Annotated in this window: 15 protein-coding genes and 1 tRNA gene; 5 read left to right on the plus strand and 11 right to left on the minus strand. The window is 61.2% G+C overall.

Annotated features, from left to right (window positions below; all coding sequences use genetic code 11):
- Nucleotides 1-167 precede the first annotated feature (167 nt).
- Nucleotides 168-1,391 (plus strand): class I SAM-dependent methyltransferase, encoded by a 1,224-nt coding sequence (locus G7016_RS23200; RefSeq protein ID WP_181118188.1) that lies wholly within the window; start codon nt 168-170, stop codon nt 1,389-1,391.
- On the opposite strand, the gene G7016_RS23205 is transcribed toward G7016_RS23200, so the two are convergent.
- Nucleotides 1,388-2,401, minus strand: coding sequence for a DUF4917 family protein (locus G7016_RS23205; RefSeq protein ID WP_181118126.1), 1,014 nt, complete (start codon nt 2,399-2,401; stop codon nt 1,388-1,390). The genes G7016_RS23200 and G7016_RS23205 overlap by 4 nt on opposite strands.
- Nucleotides 2,402-2,593: 192 nt before the next feature.
- On the opposite strand from G7016_RS23205, the gene G7016_RS23210 reads away from it, so the two are divergent.
- Nucleotides 2,594-3,220 carry a helix-turn-helix domain-containing protein gene (locus G7016_RS23210; RefSeq protein ID WP_181118127.1) on the plus strand — a complete coding sequence of 209 codons (627 nt, stop codon included), beginning with the start codon at nt 2,594-2,596 and terminating at the stop codon, nt 3,218-3,220.
- 47 nt (nt 3,221-3,267) lie between these two features.
- Here G7016_RS23210 and G7016_RS23215 read toward each other — a convergent pair whose 3' ends face one another.
- Entirely contained in the window at nt 3,268-3,963 is a 696-nt protein-coding gene (locus G7016_RS23215; protein ID WP_181118129.1) for an RES family NAD+ phosphorylase, read from the minus strand.
- 317 nt (nt 3,964-4,280) lie between these two features.
- On the opposite strand from G7016_RS23215, the gene G7016_RS23220 reads away from it, so the two are divergent.
- Nucleotides 4,281-5,369, plus strand: coding sequence for a glycerophosphodiester phosphodiesterase (locus G7016_RS23220; protein WP_181118131.1), 1,089 nt, complete (start codon nt 4,281-4,283; stop codon nt 5,367-5,369).
- Here G7016_RS23220 and G7016_RS23225 read toward each other — a convergent pair.
- The gene (locus tag G7016_RS23225) at nt 5,363-5,575 is read right to left on the minus strand and encodes a hypothetical protein (RefSeq protein WP_225775135.1); all 213 of its coding nucleotides are present in this window, start codon (nt 5,573-5,575) and stop codon (nt 5,363-5,365) included. The two genes, G7016_RS23220 and G7016_RS23225, sit on opposite strands and share 7 nt — an antisense overlap.
- Nucleotides 5,576-5,729: 154 nt before the next feature.
- Here G7016_RS23225 and G7016_RS23230 point away from each other — a divergent pair, with 154 nt between their 5' ends.
- A complete protein-coding gene (locus tag G7016_RS23230; protein WP_181118133.1) occupies nt 5,730-6,155 on the plus strand; it encodes an HPF/RaiA family ribosome-associated protein in 426 nt (141 codons plus the stop codon).
- Nucleotides 6,156-6,446: 291 nt separating this feature from the next.
- Here G7016_RS23230 and G7016_RS23235 read toward each other — a convergent pair.
- From G7016_RS23235 to G7016_RS23255, 5 genes are all read right to left on the minus strand, one after another.
- A tRNA-Gly gene (locus G7016_RS23235) sits at nt 6,447-6,520 on the minus strand.
- Between the two features lie 127 nt (nt 6,521-6,647).
- Nucleotides 6,648-7,526, minus strand: coding sequence for an alpha/beta fold hydrolase (locus tag G7016_RS23240; protein WP_181118135.1), 879 nt, complete (start codon nt 7,524-7,526; stop codon nt 6,648-6,650).
- 317 nt (nt 7,527-7,843) lie between these two features.
- Complete coding sequence (locus G7016_RS23245; RefSeq protein WP_181118137.1) at nt 7,844-8,551, minus strand: pseudouridine synthase; 708 nt, start codon at nt 8,549-8,551, stop codon at nt 7,844-7,846.
- On the minus strand, nt 8,541-8,762 hold the full coding sequence (locus tag G7016_RS23250) for a cysteine-rich CWC family protein (RefSeq protein WP_181118139.1): 222 nt from the start codon (nt 8,760-8,762) through the stop codon (nt 8,541-8,543). The genes G7016_RS23245 and G7016_RS23250 overlap by 11 nt, the downstream gene beginning before the upstream one ends.
- Nucleotides 8,763-8,841: 79 nt before the next feature.
- Nucleotides 8,842-9,474, minus strand: a complete 633-nt coding sequence (locus G7016_RS23255) for an energy transducer TonB (RefSeq protein WP_181118141.1) — start codon at nt 9,472-9,474, stop codon at nt 8,842-8,844.
- Nucleotides 9,475-9,567: 93 nt separating this feature from the next.
- Between G7016_RS23255 and G7016_RS23260 the strand changes: the two genes are divergently transcribed.
- Nucleotides 9,568-10,350 carry a class I SAM-dependent methyltransferase gene (locus G7016_RS23260; protein ID WP_181118143.1) on the plus strand — a complete coding sequence of 261 codons (783 nt, stop codon included), beginning with the start codon at nt 9,568-9,570 and terminating at the stop codon, nt 10,348-10,350.
- Nucleotides 10,351-10,356: 6 nt separating this feature from the next.
- On the opposite strand, the gene G7016_RS23265 is transcribed toward G7016_RS23260, so the two are convergent.
- The 3 genes from G7016_RS23265 to plsB form a co-directional block, all read right to left on the minus strand.
- Nucleotides 10,357-11,043 carry a DUF4197 domain-containing protein gene (locus tag G7016_RS23265; protein WP_181118145.1) on the minus strand — a complete coding sequence of 229 codons (687 nt, stop codon included), beginning with the start codon at nt 11,041-11,043 and terminating at the stop codon, nt 10,357-10,359.
- A 27-nt stretch (nt 11,044-11,070) separates the two neighbouring features.
- Nucleotides 11,071-11,463, minus strand: a complete 393-nt coding sequence (locus tag G7016_RS23270) for a YbaY family lipoprotein (protein WP_181118147.1) — start codon at nt 11,461-11,463, stop codon at nt 11,071-11,073.
- 113 nt (nt 11,464-11,576) lie between these two features.
- Nucleotides 11,577-14,150: a glycerol-3-phosphate 1-O-acyltransferase PlsB gene (gene plsB, locus G7016_RS23275; RefSeq protein ID WP_181118149.1), complete on the minus strand. Its 2,574-nt coding sequence runs from the start codon at nt 14,148-14,150 to the stop codon at nt 11,577-11,579.
- Between the last annotated feature and the right edge of the window lie 86 nt (nt 14,151-14,236).

Here is a 14,236-nt window from a genome sequence, read left to right on the forward strand (position 1 = left end):
AACACGCGTCGCCAAAGGTAGGCGGTAAAACCGTGACTGTTGTTTGAGCACCGTTGTAACTCATCGTTGCCGGGCGATCCAGTCAGCGCACCGGCTGGCGAGCGTTTTTCCGCTTTTTGCCTGTGTGCCTTAGAATGGCCGCCCGCCGTTTTCTCGAGATTCGCTTGATGCCTGCCGTGCCCGCTTCGCCTCTGCCCACCGACGACCCACGGGCCGCTTTCCTCGACCATTTGCGCCTGGCGCTGAATGAAGGCCGCTGGGTAAAGTTGGTATTGGCGCGTCATGTGGGAGCGGAAGCGGAGCTGGAGCGCATTACGGTCAAGCCGCTTACGGTCAAGGGGCAGCCTCGGCTGGGCTTTGTGCTGCGCTACCGTACCCGCGATATCACCCGCCATCATGCGGTGGAAGAAGGCCTGGCCGAGATCGCAGCGGCACTGCCGGAGCAGTTCCGCAACGCGCACCTGCAAACCACGGATGAAACCGTGCAGCTCGAATTCGGCAAGAAGGGCAAGGCCCGCCTGCACCGTGCCAAGGCCCAGCAACCGCAGCCAGCGGCCAGCGCCGAGCATGACCGCGCCAAGCAACGCTGGTTGGAGCTCGACCGGCCTTTCCTGGCCGCGCTGGGCGTCACTGACCGCCACGGCGCATTGGTGCCGGCGATGTCGCGCAAGTGGAAGCAGATCAACAAGTTCATCGAGGTGTTCGCTCATGCGTTCACCCAGGCCGGGCTGGCAGCGGAGGCGCCCGTGCGGGTGGCGGACTTCGGTTCGGGCAAGGGTTACCTTACCTTCGCTATCCATGACTACCTGCGCCACGGGCTGGGCCGGGAGGCCTCGGTTACCGGCGTGGAGCTTCGGCAGGACATGGTCGACCTGTGCAACCAGGCGGCGGCCGAGCTGGATCACCCCGGGCTCACGTTCGAACATGGCGATGTGCGCACCGTGGTGCCGGCCCGCATCGATGTGATGATTGCCCTGCATGCCTGCGATGTGGCCACCGACTATGCCATTCACACGGGCATTCGCAGCCAGGCGGCGATCATCATGTGTTCGCCGTGCTGCCACAAGGAACTGCGGCCGCAAATGCACAGCCCCGAGCCCCTGGGCCCGATGCTGCAGTTCGGCTTGCACATGGGCCAGCAGGCCGAAATGCTGACCGATGGTCTGCGTGCCCTGTACCTGGAAGCCTGCGGCTATGAGACCAAGGTGTTCGAGTTCGTGTCGCTGGAACACACCAGCAAGAACAAGATGATCCTGGCGGTGAAGCGCTCGGCGCCTGTGGACGTAGCCTCGCGCCTGGCACGCATTCAGGCGCTCAAGGCGTTCTACGGCGTGAGCGAACACTGCCTGGAACGCCTGCTGCAGGCCGATGGCTTGCTGCCTTCGAACTAACGCCGCGCCCGGGGCTTTTCCTGGGGGATGTTCAGCGAAGGGGCACCCAGCGGGTGGCTGGTGGCGTCGAAGAACTCCAGTGCCATGCGGTCACCGAGCAGCTGCTGGTAGTGCTGCTTCTGGCTCAGAATCCAGGGTTCACTGAGCGGGAAGATCGCCACCGCCATTTGCTCGACAGGGGCTGCGCGCAGGGCCGCCAGCAAGTGAGCGTCCTGCCGGTTGAGTTGATGGCCGAACAGGCACATCGGGCCTTGATGGCTCGCCAGCGATGCCAGGCAATGGGTGAGGTAATCCGAGCCTCGAATACCGCGCAGTTTGTCCGCGCTGGTGCCCTCGTTGACGAACAACGGCACATCGCCGGGCGTATTGATCGCAAAGCCATCGAGCAACTCACTGCCCGCAGCCACACGTCGGCGGGTGGCGCCGTCGCGGTCTTTGAGCAGGTGCAGCCCACCGTGCAGGTAGAACAGTTGGTGATCCCCGGTTGCGGGCCTGCGCGGATCGAACCCTGCATCCACGTCCAAGCCGTCGTCGAAACCTTCTGGCGCCTCCCATACAGCCCAATGGCAGAGCAGGTCGTAGTTGCCGGAATAGATGCGACTGTACCCTCGCAAAGCCTCATTCAGAGCGCTACGGGTAGTGGCCGGCAACAGCCGCCAGGGCAGGTGCACGCTGCGCATCGCGTGGATAAGCGCTTCCTTGATCGCGTAATAGCGGTTCAGCGGCCCGGAGGCGCCGATCGCCAGCGCCGCGTTCACCCGGGTGGTGGTGTTCAGGGCACTGAGCGCTTGCTCGAAGCTTTCGCTACCCATCGCCTTGAACAGCGCCTGATCGGTCTGGCCCAAGGGGCGGTTGCGCACTTTCTGCGCCAGTTCAAATAGTGAATCGTAGGCAAAGCCTCGCCAGATTGCCCGGCTGGCCCCGTTGCCCAGCAGCAAGCCGGTGCAGTGCGAAGCCAGGCGGGTGTCTTTCCAGGCGGGGAGGGCGGCGGTGATGTCGTTTCGTTCCATAGGTGCAGCAATTCGGTTACCAAGGCTGGCGCGACTGTATCACGTTGCTGTCTGCGTTCATGGTTTTGGCCATGTCGCGGGCCCATCCGTCGTCAGGGTACGTATTGGTGTTTGACGATTTTAGTTATCTGTTGGTACAGTGAATCGTCAATCAGGAAATGCTGGAGGTGCCTTGTGGACTCGCACAGACCTATGAACGCTGTCGTTGATACCCTTGCCGCTGCCATGGAGAGAGTTCCGGATGCCGCAGGGGCGCCGGTGCGCATGTTGAAAATCCTGACCAGTGTGTTCGAGCGATGGTCCGAGGAAAAAAACAACGAAAGCCTGGGTGCTCTTACAGATGCCGAGCTCTTGCAAAAACTCGCGGTCAGTGGAGCTATTGCCGGAGCGCTGAGCACCCGGGAGACTCGGAAGCAAGCTCGAAGGGTTGCCGCTAAAATCGAGTTTTTTGAACAACTCAAAGAGTTTGGTGGTGTTTTAAAAACCCAAGATGTCTCTAAAATCCTGAGCACTACCCGGCAGACAGTTAATAATCATGTCAGGAAAGGCACGCTGATAGCGATACAGGAAGGCAACGATTACTTGTACCCCGCATTTCAGTTTATCGGTGAAAAGAAACTGGCTAATCTTGAAGAGGTGCTGGGTTTGCTGAAGAGTGTGAGCGCCGAGGCGCAATGTACTTTCTTCCTGAACCCCATCGCTTTTACTGATGGAAAGTTGGAACTACCCTACGTTATCTTGAAAAATGGAGCCAGTGAGAAGCAGTTGGACGTTATTAAACGCGAAGCCGCGCTTTTCATGACTTCAACGCCGGCCTAGAAAACAGCGCACCCAGGGGCGGGGCGCTGTGTGAGTAGTAAGCGAGCTCAGGAGCCAAGCACCTTGTAGCCGAGGATCTCGGTCATGATCTCCTCCGCATCCATACTGTCGCCCTCAAAACCCTCCGGAAGTTCTCCTGTGTATTCGAACTCCGAAAGCTTTGTCATCTCAATGGTCTTCACTGTTGTAGCCTCACCTGGCTTGGTCCACAGCGCGTAACAGCTGTGTCCGTCCGGATGGTGGCGCGACTCGTAAGCAATGCCGTCAAATGGATTGCCCGGCAACCTTGCCACCGCCCCGACAATTTCCTGGGTCAGGGTATAGTCAGGGCCGGAGACCTCATCCACGGTTCGGGCCAGCTTGGACAGGCAAAGCTTCAGATCCAGGAGTTTCAAGTCCCGGCTCATCTCAACCACGCACATGTCTCGTGATTCGAGGTCTGTGGCGTTGAGGAAGATGCCTATCCCTTTTAGGTCCGCTGGCCGGAGCCCTCCAAAGGTCTCGGCAAGTGCTCCGCTGGGGTGTTGAGCTCCGTACCAGATCCCGATTTCTTTCTTTCGATCATTGTATCTACCTAGTTGTTCAGGCTTTTCAGGGGAGCCGTAATACTCGGCATTTTCATGCCCGGCGCTCTGAACCCTGTAGGAAAGTGAACCTCGCTTAACTATCTTTTTGGTGAGTTTCCCAAGCGAGTGCAGCTTTTGAACCAGTTGCAGGGTGGTCTTAATGTCGTCTGCACCCACTTTTTGCTACTCCATTAAAGAAAGATTTTGTCATAAGTTCACCGTCTTGGTTGTTTGCGAAAAAGAACAGTGGAGCACCAGTGGGGTCGACGGTCCGCCGAACGCTAGTGGACTTTAACAGAGAAAATTAGAAGTGCAAAAAGTGCAGGGAGTGTTATAGGGATCTTTTAATCAAGGTAAAGGGGCGATCTCAATGTGTAAATATGTTCAGGAATGTTTGCCCTATTCATTGCTCTCATTGGCTGGCGGGGTGTATGCAGCTATGCTGCGTGCAACCTTCAACTGTGGAAAAGGGGAAGCCTGTGAAGAGGGTCGCAATGCACCAGTGGACCACTGCAGTGTTATGCCTGGCGCTCGCCGCGCCGTCGGCGTTTGCCGCAGCGCCGTCGCCCGAGGCGTTGGCTAAAAAGGCGGGTATTGCCTGGCCTGCCGTGATCGCTCATCGCGGCGCCAGCTATGACGCGCCAGAATCTACCCGGCCGGCTTATCTGGCTGCCAGGGACCTGGGCGCGGATTACCTGGAAATGGACCTGCAACGTACCAGCGATGGCCAGCTTGTGGCGTTCCACGACGATACCTTGCTGCGCACCACCGACGTGGCGGCGCGTTTTCCGGAGCGCCGCGAGCGGCCCATCAGCGCCTTCACCCTTTCCGAATTACGCGAGCTGGATGCCGGCAGCTGGTTCAACGTGGCCTACCCCGAGCGTGGGCGAGCGGGATTTGCAGGGGCCAAGGTGATGACCCTCGATGAAATCATCGACATCGCCGATGCAGACCCCAACCACCGCACGGGGCTGTATATCGAAACCAAGGTGCCCAATCTTTACCCGGGGATCGAGGCAGACCTCAAGGCCAAACTCATCTCGCGTGGCTGGCTTACGCCTGCCGGTGACGTTGCGCCTGGCCATCGCGTAGTGCTGCAAACCTTCGAAAAAGCCAGCCTGGAACTGCTGGCCAAGGAAATGCCAAAGGTACCCAAGGTGCTGTTGTTGTGGGTAGGCGAGGGGAGTATCGAACCTGAATCCAAGGTGGCCTTCGCCGACTCCGGGATGAAGGATAAAGCGGCGTACTACGCCAGCCAGCGCCCGGCCAGCAAGGAAGAGTTCGCCAAGTGGGTGGATTTCGCCAAGGCACAGGGCGCGGTGGCCACGGGCCCTTCCGCCGCGCTCACACATGGCGGCGACCAAAGCTACATGGACCTGGTGCAGCCCTGGATGAACAAGCTCACCCATGCCAAAGGGCTACTGGTGCACGTGTACACCGTGGACGACCCGGTGGACTTCGAAAAGGTGAAAAAAGCGGGCGTGGACGGTGTGTTCACCAACCGAGCCGCCGAGCTGTTGAAGTTCGATGGCCGCCCGGCTGACCGCTCGGTGCAGGACATCCTAGCCGCCGAAGGTTACTGACCCGAGATGCCGTGCAGTTCGGCGATCCAGCGGCCGAGCGGCTCGGCATTGCGTTCGAGGGTATCGAGGGCATCCCGCACGCTTCCCGCGGTGGCGGCATCGTCACCGCGTACCTCGATCCACAGCGCCAGTTCCTCGATTGCCGCAGCCAGCGCGACCTGATTCTCGTAGATTTTCTCCAGTGCGTGATGCAGCGAATCCGGCATGCTCATTACTCCTTCGGCCTCGAAGTACAGACTCCCCGCGCGCAGGTTGGTGCCGTCGGCCTCCAGCAGTACGCCTGCCACTCCAAGGGAACCGATCGCCCTGTGGTGTACCTCTAAGGGAAACAAGCCTTTGCAATAACACTGGAGAACACCCATGCAGGTACAGGTCAACAGCAACCAGGTCACCGCCGGCGTAGGTCTGCATGATTGGGTAGGCAGTACGGTTGAAGACGCCCTGGAACGGTTCGACGATTTCCTGACCCGAGTGGAAATCCACGTCAGCGACGAAAACGCCGACAAGGCGGGTGCGCAGGACAAGCGCTGCCAGATTGAAGCCCGGCCCAAGGGGCACTCGCCTATCTCCGTTACCCACAAGGCCGAAGCACTCGACCAGGCAGTACAAGGCGCAGCCGACAAGATGTGCCACGCACTGGAACACCTGATGGGCCGCCTGGACGAGCCCGTGCTGTCCACCGGCCAAATCACCGCACCCGAAGTGCAGGAAGATTCCTCGGCAGAAGTGGACGCGATGCTGGAAGATGAATTCCTCGCCAAGCTTGAGGCGGCTGGGAAGGAGTAACCGCGTTTATAGCGATCAGAAATGTTTTGCATGAAGAAGCCGGGCATTCGCCCGGCTTTCTTAATATGCGAAGACCGGGAACTTGAGCCCTTATTCGCGAGCTCCGCCTGCGGCTTCGCTTGCTCCCACAGGGGCCAGTGCAGTCCGTTCAATTTGTGGGAAGCGGGCGTAAGCTCGCGAATGGCGACAATAGCCACTACGCAAGCTTCGTGAGATGCAGTCAGCTTAAAAACAAATGTCATGGGTCGAAATGACCGCAACGATCGGAAGGAAAATAAGGAAGGGAAAATCTGGAGCGGGTGGAGGGAATCGAACCCTCACCTAGAGCTTGGGAAGCTACCGTTCTACCACTAAACTACACCCGCTTGAGGCTGTACTTTTTACCAGAAAGCCTTCGAAAAAAGAACTTCTTTTTTGCCCGCGCGGCGAAACGGCCCGCACGGCCCCTCCCGGGGCGGGCACTTGGGCGTGTTTCAAAGGCGGGGCGGCTGGCTAAAGCGCCAGTACTCGGCCTTCCGGTTGGGCGTAGCTGCTCTGGCGTTGCGGCCTGGCGCACAGGAAATCCAGGAGCGCGGTGCGGGTCGCTTCGCAGGCATGCTTGTGTTCCATATCAAGGAAATGCCCCGCACCGGTGATCGCGCGGAAGCTGCAGCGCGGCACGTGATCAGCGAACAGCCTGGCATCTTCCACCGTGGTGTATTCATCCAGCTCGCCGTTGAGGAACATCACCGGTGCCTTGATTTCTCGTGCGCGATAAAGCGCGTCTCCCAGGTTATGCGCCAGCACTTCCGTCACATGCCGGTCCATTTGAAGGTATTCATGCTCGGCCAGGCCGCACACGTATTTGTGGTTGAAGCGCTTGAACAGTGAAGGCAAGTGCTTGCCGATGGTTTCGTTGATAAGCATGCCCAGTTCGCTGCGTGCGCAACTTTGAAGATGCTGCGTACCGCGTTCGAGGTAATCACGCATCGGACCGTTCACCCGGGGCGAGAACGAACTGATAACCGCGCGTTCGATGGACGCAGGCCTGTGGGCCAGCGCCAACAAGGCACAGGCACCACCCCAGGAAAACGACATCAGGTGTTCGGCATGGAAGTGATAAATAAGCTCGAGCAATATATGGCTTTCATCTTCCTTGCTGATCAGCCGATCAAACGTATTGTGGGGTTGTGAGCGCCCCGCATACGGTTGGTCATATAGCACCACGTTCATGTAGGGCTGCAAACTGCGCACGGTCTGGGCGAAGGAGGCGGTAGTGGCCAACGAACCGTTGATAAGGATAATCGTCGGCGCGTCGGCATCCGCGCGATAAAATTCCGTGTAAACCCGGTACTGTCCTTGGATATCCAATACAGCGATTTCTGGCCTCATAGTCGTCGACTCCTGGCAAAGAAACGGGTACTCGCGCAATCGACTTTGCACGGTGTTCATGACAGGTAGGCAATTGCCTTTGAAAGGGGCCCAGGTCGGTCAAGTAGCCGACGGCTGTTGTTATGGAGGGCAGGACCGATAGCGCGAGAAGTGCCGGCGCATGGCAATCGGTGGGTATTTCTAGGAGAGACAACCAATACTGGCCGGTCAGCCGGTGACCGCCTGAGGTGCAGTCAAGCAGGCATTGCCCTGTGCCGCAAAGCGAATCGAGCCCGGCGGTATAGTTTTCAGCCGAGCGGTAGGGTGCAAATGTGACTTCAGGCGGGGGACGCTGACAGGCTTTGCAGCTCTGCGGGCGTCAAGGGCCGGGATTCGCCGGGTTCGAGAGCAGGGTCCAGGATGAGTGGGCCCACGGCCAGGCGATGCAGGCGCGTCACCTTGTTCTGAAAATGCCCGAACATGCGCTTCACCTGGTGATAGCGCCCCTCCACCAATGTGAGGTGTGCCTGGCGCGGGCCCAGCACCGTCAATTGCGCCGGCAGGGTGGTGAGGTTTTCGTACGCGAAATACAGGCCCGCGGCGAACACTTGGGAGTAATGCGCTTCGATCGGCTGTTCGGTTTCCACGTAATAGAGCTTTGGCAGCTTACTGTCAGGCTGGGTAAGCCGTCGCGACCATTGCCCGTCGTTGGTGAGCAGCATCAAGCCTGTGGTGTTGTAGTCCAGGCGGCCAGCAAGGTGCAGGTCAGCGCGCTCATCCCCAGGCAACAGATCGAGCACGGTCCGATGTTCAGGGTCAGAGGTGGCGCTCACACAACCGGCCGGCTTGTGCAGCATCAGGTACCGCGCGGGGTAGCCCAGCTGCACCTGCTCGCCGCGCACCGTCACGGTATTGAACGGGCGAATATCCAGGCAAGGGTCCTGAACGGCCTGGCCGTCGACCAATACTTCGCCAAAGGCCAGGGCAAGGCGCGCCTGCTGGCGAGTGAACCCTGGCAGGTTGGTGACAAAGCGGTCAATCCGCATCGCCTGCCTCAGGCAGTACTGCGCGGTTTTCCGGCGAGGCCGTGGCGCAACGCTGGCACAGACATACCGTGCCCCGCGCCGCTTCAGGCAGCGCCGCCACGGCACTTGGGTTGACCGTAACGCCGAAGCACCAGCACGATGTGGCGTTACCGGTTGCCATTGCGCAAGCGTTGGCCGCGCCGCAGGCGGGGCAGGTGGAAGGGTCCGTCATGGGTAATCTCGAGGCGGTAGCGACGTGGAGCAGTGGCGTTATTGTCGCACAGCCGACCCTTTACGAAACGGCCGGGTGCTCAGGCGGTGACGCGCAGGTTCTGCAACACGATCGGCCGCGCCCAGCCGGTATCGAAATCGAACTCGCGTTGCTGATGAATGACGGTCTGTTCGTCGAACGGTACGTTCGGCGGCGGCAACAGGTCGGTGTCGAATTCCGCGATCGGCAGGTACAGCGCGCGCGGTTTCGGCGCCGGGCCGGGCTCGGGCGCCGGCTTGCCATTGGCCATGACCAATGGGCGCCGCCAACCCATGTCCAGGTCCAGCTCGTACTGCATGGCCTGAACTTCTTCGGGCGGGTACGGCACGTTCGCCGGCGGCAAGAGGTCGGTTTCGAATTCGGCGATCGGCAGGAACAGTGGCTTGGGCGGTTCAATCACGTTGTCGGCGATTTCGCACTCGCGTTGCTCGTGCACCTGGCCCAGCCATTCGGTGGCCGCTGCTCCCTGACTCTCGGCGGACGCAGGTGCGGGAAGCGGCAGGGGAACACCTTCGCTATCAACGGCCTCGCTGGCTTCGCCTTCAGCCTTCAGTGCGCTGGCGAAAAAATCCTGCCACAGGTGACTCACCCCGCCCAGGGTCTGGGTATTGCGCCGGCTGTAGTTGCCAACCGGAGACAAATAACCAACAGGTGGGGAAATCAGATCGGTCATGGCGTTCAGTGGGCTGCGTGGCTCTGGCAAAATACCGGACACAGTGACTATCGGCCGCCAGCGGCAAAGATTTAACCCTTTCGAGTACAGCCCATGCAAGAGCGACAGGCGGCATGCCGCATCCAGGTAACCCCATTGGGCGAGGCCTACGTTACCGCGGCGAAGGCCCTGGCGGCCGACCTTGGGTTGCCGCTAGCCCTGGACGATCCGGAATTTGCCCTGCAGGTAGGGCCGGCCGGCGTGCAGCTGCAACAGTTGGGCGCCGATGCACCCGGGCCAGTGTGGGTCGATTTTCTACAGGGCGGCGCGGCGCACCGGCGGCAGTTCGGCGGCGGCAGCGGGCAAATGATCGCGAAAGCCGCAGGCTTGCAGCCGGGGGTGCGCCCCCATGTACTGGATGCCACGGCAGGGCTGGGCCAGGATGCCTTCGTGCTCGCGACCCTGGGCTGCCGCATGGACCTGATCGAGCGCCAGCCCATCATCGCCCAGCTACTGCGCGATGGCCTGGAGCGCGCCCGTGGTGATACCGAGGTGGCTGCCATCGTTGCCCGCATGAACCTGCACCACGGCAATGCGATCGAGCTGATGCGAAGCTGGCAAGGTGATACGCCCCAGGTGGTCTATCTGGACCCGATGTTCCCCCATCGGGAGAAAAGCGCGCTGGTGAAGAAGGAAATGCGCCTGTTCCGCCCCTTGGTGGGCGACGACCTGGACGCGCCGGCCCTGCTCGAAGCCGCCCTGGCCCTCGCCACCCACCGGGTGACGGTGAAGCGCCCGCGCAAGGCGCCGCCGATCGAAGGCCCTGCGCCTTCGTTTACTCTCGAAGGCAAGTCGAGCCGTTACGACATTTATGCCCGCAAATCCCTCAAGCCCTGACGGGCCCTAGAGGCTGCCGAACACCTTCTTCGCCAGGCTGGTAGCCGCGCCGGCGGGGTTCTTGCGCAGGTTCTGTTCCTGGCTGGCAATCACCTCGAACAGGCCATCCAGCGCCTTGTCGGTGACGTAGCCTTCGATGCTGCTCACCTTGGGGTCGGCGCCCAGGGTTGCGGCCTGGCCGGCGACTGCGTTGAATTTCTGCGCCAGGCCGATGCGGTCGGTGTTCTGCTTCACGATGGGGAGGAACTTGGCGCGGATCTGCTCGCGGCTGGTTTTGTCCAGGTATTGGGTGGCCGAATTGTTGCCACCGGCCAGAATGCCCTTGGCATCGGCGACGGTCATTTGCTTCACCGCGTCCACCAGAATGGCCTGCGCCTGTGGCACTGCGGCTTCGGCGGCGGTGTTCATGCCGGTTTCCAGCGCCTCCACCTGCGGCCCAAGGCCAAACTGCTTGAGCATTTTGCTGGCTTTGCCCAGCTTGCCCGGCAGCTCGATGCGCACTTGCGGGTTACTGCTGAAACCACCGGGCGTGCCCAGTTGCTTCACGGCGATCTGGGCGCCCTGGCTGAGGGCGTCTTTCAAGCCGCCGCTGGCATCGGCCTGGGACAGGTCGCTGAGGGACAGCGCCGACGCCTGAACAGCCAACAGCGCGCCGGCGAAGAGGGTAACGAGGGAGGCGGATCTACGGAACATGGCGGCACCTTATGGGCGGTGGAAGGGTCAACGGATCGGGTCGAGCTTGATGCGCAGCGGCTGCGCGTCGCTGCCATCGAGTGCCACGGGGTACGCCTGGGTATTGATCCATAGCAGCTCTCCGGCCGCCTCGATGCGTGCAGTCAAAGCATAGCGGTGCCCGGGGGCAACAAGGCCGCGATCGTAGCTCAATTCAAAGGCGATGGGCACCTGCGCCCCCGCGGCGCCGGTATAGCGAGCCAATGGCCGGGCCGGCGCATCAGCCAGCGACACATCAGCCAGCGTGACGCTTAATACCGCCGTGGGCGGCAAGGCGATGCGCTGAAGGTAAAACGCTTCGCCCTTGAGCACAGAGGCGGCTGGCCAATGATGGCAACCGGCTAACAACAGGGAAACGAACAAGGCGGCGAGGGTTTTCACAGGCAGCTCCGGAAAAAGTACCGGGGCACTGTAACGGATCCCGCCCGGATACGCAGCGAGGGAACGTCCTAAGCGGGTCCGAACCGGGCGGCATTGCACCGCCCGCTGCACGCCTACGCGTCGTTGAGTTTATCGTCGCGAGCGTGCCGTTGATCGGGAGCAGTCTCGCCAGGGGCATCTGCCAACAAGGCTTCAGGCACGGCACCTGTGCCTTCCACTGCCAGGTCTTCGTTGCGATGCAAGGTCACCTGGCGGATGGACAAGCGCACCTCTGCCGACAACACGCGCTTGGCCGCGCCTTCGGCCAGCTCGCCCAGCCCTTCCTGATAGCCCAGCTTGCCTTCGTCATTGCGATGAACCACACCGGTGTCCACCAATGCCTGGATGAAGTGGCGGAACAGCGTTTTGTCGAAGAACTCGGGTGCGTTCAGGCCATGCAGGATCGACAGCCGCTGCGCCATCACCGTGGCCAGGTCTTCGAGTGCTTCGGCGGTAAGCCCGTACTGGCCATGGTTGAGCAACAGTGCGATCGCCATGTAAAAGCGCTGCAGCGTTTGAGTAATCCCACGCGCCAGCAGGGTAAGCAACACGAACTGCCGCGAACTCGGTGCCGGGCGCAGGTACGTGCCGGCTTCGTGACGCAGCAGGCCGTGGCTGACGAAGGCTTCCAGCCACTGGTCCATCACTGCATCGAGTTCCTCTACCGACCAGCGTATGAACAGCTCGGCCCGCAGGTAGGGGTAGAGGGCCCTGGCGAAGCGCAGCACCTGTTCGCGGCTGATCCGCGCCGAGCTCTGGAACAGGCTGGCGAGCAGGGCGGGCAGTGCGAACACATGCAGCACGTTGTTACGGTAGTACGTCATGAGCACGGCATTCTGCTCGTTGAGGTACAAGATGCGGCCCAGAGCGTCGGTTTGCTCGGCCACCAGCCCCATGCCTTTCACATGGTCGATCAGCGCTTGGCCGTCGCCCTCCGGCAAGGTGGTGTAAGGCGAATAGGGCACCGAGCGCAGCAAGCCAAGGAACAGGTTCAGCACGCGCACCAGCGCGGTTTCGTCCAACGCCTGCCGAGTGGTGGATAGCAGCGCCAGTGCCACCAGGTTCGCCGGGTTGATGGCTGCGGCTTCGTTGATGCTGCACGCTACCCGCTCGCCCAGGCGATTGGTGACGGGGTTGAGCCAGTCGGGTTTGAAGTCGGCGGCTGCGGGTTCCGCTCGCCACCCGGGCTGCTGAGCGTCGAGGAATTCGGTAAGTTTTATGGGCGGCCCGAAGTTCACCGACACCTGGCCAAAGCGCTGCTTGAGCGCACCCAACACTTTGAAGATGTCGAACAGCGACTCTTTCTTCTTGCTGGCCCCGCGGAGCTCGCCCAGGTAGGTCCTGCCCTCCAGAACACGCTCATAGCCGATATACACCGGCACGAACACGATGGGTGTGCGCGATGAGCGCAGGTAGCTGCGCAGGGTGATCGCCAGCATGCCCGTTTTGGGGCGCAGCATCCGCCCGGTGCGCGAACGTCCGCCTTCCACGAAGTACTCTACGGGGAACCCTTTGGTGAACAGGGTGTGGAGGTATTCGTTGAATACGGCGGTGTAAAGCGGGTTGCCCTTGAACGTGCGGCGCATGAAGAACGCGCCACCGCGGCGCAGCAGGCTGCCGATGACCGGCATGTTCAGGTTGATGCCTGCGGCGATATGCGGTGGGGTGAGGCCATTGCGGAACAACAGGTACGAAAGCAACAGGTAGTCGATGTGGCTGCGATGGCAAGGCACATAGATCACTTCGTGCCCGGGCGCCACTTCCTGCACCTGCTGGATCTGGCTGACCTTGATACCGTCGTAGATCTTGTTCCAGAACCAGCTCAGTACCACTTCCAGAAAGCGGATAGCGGTGTAGGTGTAATCCGAGGCGATCTCGTTGCCGTAGCGCAGGGCCTGGGCTTCGGCGCGTTCCAGGGTCATTTTCTCCCGGGCGGCTTCCTTGGCAATGGCCTCGCGCACCAGTGGCGCGTGGATCAAGCCCTTGACCAAGTGGCGGCGGTGGGAGATATCCGGGCCGATCACGGCGGCTCTTTGCTGACGGAAGTGCACCCGCAGCAGGCGCTGGGCCATGCGCACCGTCCGCTCCTGGCCTTTACCCGCATCCACCAGGGTACGCAGGGAGACGGCCGGAGCGAATTGCACGCGGGTTTTACGGCCCAGGATCAGTACCGTGACCAGCCGGCGCAGGCGCCCGGTAACGGCCCAGCTGTCCGCGAACAGGAGCTTCCAGGGGCTGGATTCGCTGTCCGGCGACAGCCCCCAGAACACGCTTACCGGAACGATCAAGGCGTCTTCGCCCGGGTTGCCCGCGCAGGCGGCCACTAGCCGCTGCAGTGTGGGTGGGGCGCCGCGCTTGTCCTGTCGGCCCAGCCAGTCGGCGGCCGGCGTAAGGTAGAAATGCGCCTTGGGCTCCACCATTGTGCCAAGCGCAACGGGCAATACCGGCCGCGGCAACCCGAGGCGCTTGCACTCGTGGTCGACGACCGCGAGGTCGGTGGCGGCGGGGCTTTCCAGCACGTACACGATGGGGCGGCTGCGGTCCAGGCCGGCTCCCACATTGGTATTGATGGTTTCCGAGCGGACCCACAGGTAAAGGATCCGACGCAGTGCACTGGATACGACGCGGTGCAATACAGAGGAGGACATTCGGGCAGGCTCAGGTTAACGAGCGCATAGTGTGACAGATCACGGCAGGAATGCCTTATACGCCCTTGTTCGCTTCCCTCAGGGAT

It is taken from the genome of Pseudomonas japonica (genome assembly GCF_013522925.1).
Classification (GTDB): Bacteria; Pseudomonadota; Gammaproteobacteria; order Pseudomonadales; family Pseudomonadaceae; genus Aquipseudomonas; species Aquipseudomonas japonica_A.

Bases quoted from the DNA above. Each gene is read 5' to 3' on its own strand.
- G7016_RS23265 (WP_181118145.1), bottom strand. From the start codon at position 11,043: ATGTTCCGTAGATCCGCCTCCCTCGTTACCCTCTTCGCCGGCGCGCTG.
- G7016_RS23220 (WP_181118131.1), top strand. From the start codon at position 4,281: ATGCACCAGTGGACCACTGCAGTGTTATGCCTGGCGCTCGCCGCGCCG.
- G7016_RS23200 (WP_181118188.1), top strand. From the start codon at position 168: ATGCCTGCCGTGCCCGCTTCGCCTCTGCCCACCGACGACCCACGGGCC.
- G7016_RS23260 (WP_181118143.1), top strand. From the start codon at position 9,568: ATGCAAGAGCGACAGGCGGCATGCCGCATCCAGGTAACCCCATTGGGC.
- G7016_RS23255 (WP_181118141.1), bottom strand. From the start codon at position 9,474: ATGACCGATCTGATTTCCCCACCTGTTGGTTATTTGTCTCCGGTTGGC.
- G7016_RS23205 (WP_181118126.1), bottom strand. From the start codon at position 2,401: ATGGAACGAAACGACATCACCGCCGCCCTCCCCGCCTGGAAAGACACC.
- G7016_RS23250 (WP_181118139.1), bottom strand. From the start codon at position 8,762: ATGACGGACCCTTCCACCTGCCCCGCCTGCGGCGCGGCCAACGCTTGC.
- plsB (WP_181118149.1), bottom strand. From the start codon at position 14,150: ATGTCCTCCTCTGTATTGCACCGCGTCGTATCCAGTGCACTGCGTCGG.
- G7016_RS23230 (WP_181118133.1), top strand. From the start codon at position 5,730: ATGCAGGTACAGGTCAACAGCAACCAGGTCACCGCCGGCGTAGGTCTG.
- G7016_RS23245 (WP_181118137.1), bottom strand. From the start codon at position 8,551: ATGCGGATTGACCGCTTTGTCACCAACCTGCCAGGGTTCACTCGCCAG.
- G7016_RS23225 (WP_225775135.1), bottom strand. From the start codon at position 5,575: ATGCCGGATTCGCTGCATCACGCACTGGAGAAAATCTACGAGAATCAG.
- G7016_RS23240 (WP_181118135.1), bottom strand. From the start codon at position 7,526: ATGAGGCCAGAAATCGCTGTATTGGATATCCAAGGACAGTACCGGGTT.
- G7016_RS23210 (WP_181118127.1), top strand. From the start codon at position 2,594: ATGAACGCTGTCGTTGATACCCTTGCCGCTGCCATGGAGAGAGTTCCG.